Below are 4,507 nucleotides of genomic sequence, written 5' to 3' on the forward strand. Positions count from 1 at the left end.
TTGCGTCTTTGCAAAGCAAATTTATAAGCAAGGTGAAGTATTCGTTCAATTTCCTCACGTGTATACACACATGTATCGTAGGCAGTGTTCCCATCTTCGCTACGACCTTGAGGTCTGCCAAAATACATTCCTCCTGTCAATTCGCGAATACACATAAAGTCTGCTCCTTCAATTATTTCTGCACGCAATGGAGACTTATGAAGTAATGATGGAAAGGTTGTTACTGGACGTATATTTGCATACAATCCTAAATCCTTGCGCATTTTCAATAAACCTTGTTCGGGACGAACTTTAGCGTTCGGATTATTATCATATTTTGGATCTCCAATAGAACCGAACAACACTGCATCAGCATTTTTACATAATTGTAATGTTTCGTCAGGCAAAGGATTTCCTGTTTCGTCAATTGCTATAGCTCCAATTAAAGCTTCCTCAAATTCGAAATTATATTTAAAAAGTTGTTCAACTACATTCAGAACTTTTATTGTTTCCGAAACCACTTCTGTTCCTATTCCATCTCCAGAAAGTACTGCTATTTTATGCGTTTTCATGTTGTAAAGATTTATGGTTTTGTTCGTAAGTTTCTATTTTATCTTTTTTACTTATTAAAAAATCAATGTCATAATATCCATTTAATAAACAGATTTTTTTATATGAATCAACATCAAAGTTGATGGTTTGATCTTGAATTTTTAAGGTTTGTTTTTCTAAATCAATTTCAAATTCTGTTGAAGGGTTTTGGTCGATGATTTCAAAGATTTGATTTAAAACTTCATCCGAAACAACAATTGGTAAAATCCCATTGTTTAATGCATTTCCTTTAAAGATATCTGCGAAATAACTACTAATCACAACATCAAATCCATAATCCTTGATTGCCCAAGCTACGTGTTCGCGACTACTTCCACAACCAAAATTTTTACCAGCAACTAAAATTTTCCCTTCAAACTTTGTATCATTTAATGGAAAATCATTAATTCTTTCATTCTCTTGATTAAATCTCCAATCTCTGAATAAATTATCTCCAAAACCTTCTCTGCTAATCGCTTTCAAGAAACGAGCTGGAATAATTTGATCGGTATCTATATTTTCTATTTTAATCGGTACTGCCGATGATTTTAGTTGATTGATTGAATCCATCTTGTGTTAATTTTAATTGATATCAACAATTTTCCCGTGAATTGCTGCTGCTGCTGCCACCAAAGGACTTGCTAATAATGTTCTTGAATTAGGACCTTGACGACCTTCAAAATTTCTATTCGAAGTCGATACACAGTATTTTCCTTCCGGAACTTTATCATCGTTCATCGCCAAACAAGCCGAACAACCTGGTTCTCTCAATTTGAAACCAGAGGCTTCAAAAATTTTATCCAAACCTTCTTCTATTGCTTGCTTTTCTACTTGTTTTGATCCTGGAACAATCCACGCTGTTACATTTTTATTGCGCTGTTTTCCTTTTACATAATCTGCAACTTGACGCAAATCTTCGATTCTCGCATTGGTACAACTCCCGAGAAATACGTAATCAATTGGATGATTGATGATCGATTGATTATCTTGGAAGCCCATATATTTCAATGCTTTTTCAAACGATTCTTTTTCATTTTCGTTTAATGAATCTTTCGAAGGAATCATATCTTTCACCGAAATTCCCATTCCCGGATTCGTTCCAAACGTAATCATTGGAAAAATATCAGCTGCATCAAATTCTATTTCTTCATCAAAAACAGCATCTGCATCGCTTGCTAAGGTTTTCCAATACGCCACTTTTTGTTCCCATTCCTCTCCTTTCGGTGCAAATGGTTTGTTTTTTAAATAATCAAAAGTTGTTTGATCAGGTGCAATCATTCCTCCACGAGCTCCCATTTCAATCGACATATTACATACTGTCATTCGTCCTTCCATAGACATCTTTTCAAAAACATCTCCCGCATATTCACAGAAATATCCTGTTCCGGCATTTGTTCCAACTTTAGAAATGATATATAAAATCACATCTTTTGGTTGAACATTCGGATTTAATTTTCCATTGACTTTAATTCGCATCGATTTTGGTTTATTCATCAACAAACATTGACTTGCAAAAACCTGTGCGACTTGACTGGTTCCAATTCCGAATGCAATTGCTCCAAATGCACCATGCGTAGAAGTATGACTATCACCACAAACCATGCTCATTCCAGGTTGTGTAATTCCTAATTCTGGTGAAATGATATGAACAATTCCTTGATAAGGGTGTCCTAAACCATAAAATGTAATGTTATTTTTTTCGCAATTAATGGCTAATTGTTCTAATTGTTGTTTAGATAATGGATCTCGAATTGGTTGATCTTGATCGATTGTTGGCACATTGTGATCTGCGGTTGCTACAATTTGATCTGGTCTAAAAACTGGAATGTTTCTCGCTTCCAATTCAGAAAAAGCCTGTGGGCTTGTTACTTCATGAATCAAATGTTTATCAATATAAATCACTTGTGGTCCATCTTCCACCTGGCTAACAACGTGTGCATCCCACACTTTATCAAATAATGTTCTCATGCAAATTTTCTTTGTGTTGTTTGGTTAAATTGATGCATTAATCCAAGTAAATCTTCGCGAACTACTTCTTTTTTAGTATCTGCAATGGCTAAAAACTGTTCATATAAAACATCTAATTCATTTTTAGAAGTCTCAAAACCAATATCTTTTAAACGATACGCTAAGGCTGAACGTCCACTACGAGCTGTTAAAATAATAGATGATTCGTTTACACCAACATCTGCAGGATTAATAATTTCATAAGTTTCACGGTTCTTAATTACACCATCTTGATGAATTCCAGAACTATGTGCAAAAGCATTTGAACCTACAATCGCCTTATTAGGTTGAACCATCATACCCATAGTTTCTGATGTTAATTGACTTAACTCCGTTAACATTTGAGTATTGATATCTGTATAAAAATTAAGTTCTTTGTGTTGTTTAAAAATCATAACGATTTCTTCTAAAGCTGTATTTCCTGCACGCTCACCTATTCCCTTAATTGTACATTCAATTTGACGTGCTCCATTTATTGCTCCCGCAACCGCATTAGCAGTAGCCAAACCTAAATCATTATGATTGTGACAAGAAATAATCACACGATCAATTCCTTGAACATGATCTTTCAAATATTTTATTTTATTTCCATACTCAAAAGGTAAACAATAACCGGTTGTATCTGGAATATTAAGCACTGTAGCACCCGCTTTAATTACTTCTTCACAAACTTGTGCTAAAAAAACATTGTCTGTACGTCCTGCATCTTCAGCATAAAACTCTACATCATCTACAAACGTTTTTGCATAAGCAACAGCTTCTACAGCGCGTTCTATGATTACCTCACGATTCGAATTAAATTTATGAATGATATGAGAATCCGAAGTACCAATTCCGGTATGAATTCTTGGTTTTTGAGCAAATTGCAAAGCCTTTGCTGCCGACTCTATATCTTTTTTGTTTGCGCGAGTCAAACCACATACAGTTGCATTCTTTACCAATTTCGATATTGCATTTACAGCATCGAAATCTCCTGGACTTGAAATTGGAAAACCAGCTTCACTCACATCTACTCCTAACTCGTCTAATCTCGCAGCAATATCTAACTTTTGTTTTTTGTTTAATTTGCAACCAGGAACTTGCTCTCCATCTCTTAACGTTGTATCAAAAATTTGAATCTTTTCAGCACTCATAGCAATTTGTTTTGATTGTTATTGTGATGTAAAAATAAAAATGTGCTAACTTTAAGTTTCTAAAACAGAATACCTTTTACAATTCTTAAAGCTGTTTTACTCGTGATAAAATATTGCTTTTCTACAACTTAACTTAAGATTAATTATAATAAAGATGCTCTATTTAGTTTAATAAAGTCTTTAAATCGTTCCGAAAAACGTCAATTTAAGCTTTACGTTAATCGTTTGCAGATAAATGCAGATGCAAAATTTTTCTTATTATTTGATGTATTAGATAAGTTGAATGAATATGATGAAACAATCATTTTAAAGAAAAAAATTACAACTAAACAACAATTATCAAACCTAAAAGCTCATTTATATAAACAAATTTTAATTAGTTTGAGAATGAATCCTTCTCAGCAAAATTCAAGAATGCAAATACGTGAACAGTTTGATTTTGCAACGATTTTATATCAAAAAGGATTACATAAACAAAGTCTAAAAATGTTAGACAAAGCCAAATCACAAGCCTTAGATTTTGATGAAAAAGCAATCGCATACGATATTTTAGAACTCGAAAAAATAATAGAATCTCAATTTATTACTCGAAGTATTTACGGACGTGCTGATTAATTAAACAATCTGAAGAGTTAAATTTACAGAATTTACAAGCGAGTAAATTATCAAATTTGTCGCTTAAATTATACAGTATTCTACTCGAAAATGGATATGCAAAAGATGAAGAAGAAATAAATAGAATTCAAAACTTGCCATGTTCAAGTTATAAGTGCAACTGGCCAAGTAGATTTTAGTTT

The 4,507-nt window shown here is 33.2% G+C and carries 4 protein-coding genes and 1 pseudogene; 1 reads left to right on the plus strand and 4 read right to left on the minus strand.

The window, feature by feature from the left end; translation table 11 throughout:
- The 4 genes from Q0616_RS09625 to Q0616_RS09640 form a co-directional block, all read right to left on the minus strand.
- The coding region (locus tag Q0616_RS09625) for an isocitrate/isopropylmalate family dehydrogenase (RefSeq protein WP_298776771.1) at positions 1-551 on the minus strand (551 nt) is incomplete at its 3' end.
- On the minus strand, positions 538-1,140 hold the full coding sequence (gene leuD, locus Q0616_RS09630; protein WP_298776773.1) for a 3-isopropylmalate dehydratase small subunit: 603 nt from the start codon (positions 1,138-1,140) through the stop codon (positions 538-540). The genes Q0616_RS09625 and leuD, both read right to left, overlap by 14 nt.
- A gap of 12 nt (positions 1,141-1,152) precedes the next feature.
- Positions 1,153-2,538, minus strand: a complete 1,386-nt coding sequence (leuC, locus tag Q0616_RS09635; protein WP_298776776.1) for a 3-isopropylmalate dehydratase large subunit — start codon at positions 2,536-2,538, stop codon at positions 1,153-1,155.
- Positions 2,535-3,710: a 2-isopropylmalate synthase gene (locus Q0616_RS09640; RefSeq protein ID WP_298776778.1), complete on the minus strand. Its 1,176-nt coding sequence runs from the start codon at positions 3,708-3,710 to the stop codon at positions 2,535-2,537. Before Q0616_RS09640 ends, leuC begins: the two co-directional genes overlap by 4 nt.
- Positions 3,711-3,848: 138 nt before the next feature.
- On the opposite strand from Q0616_RS09640, the pseudogene Q0616_RS09645 reads away from it, so the two are divergent.
- Positions 3,849-4,441 (plus strand): annotated as a pseudogene (locus Q0616_RS09645) (hypothetical protein); the annotation flags it as partial.
- Between the last annotated feature and the right edge of the window lie 66 nt (positions 4,442-4,507).

Origin of the sequence: uncultured Empedobacter sp. (assembly GCF_937930195.1) — a bacterium.
Classification (GTDB): domain Bacteria; phylum Bacteroidota; class Bacteroidia; order Flavobacteriales; family Weeksellaceae; genus Empedobacter; species Empedobacter stercoris.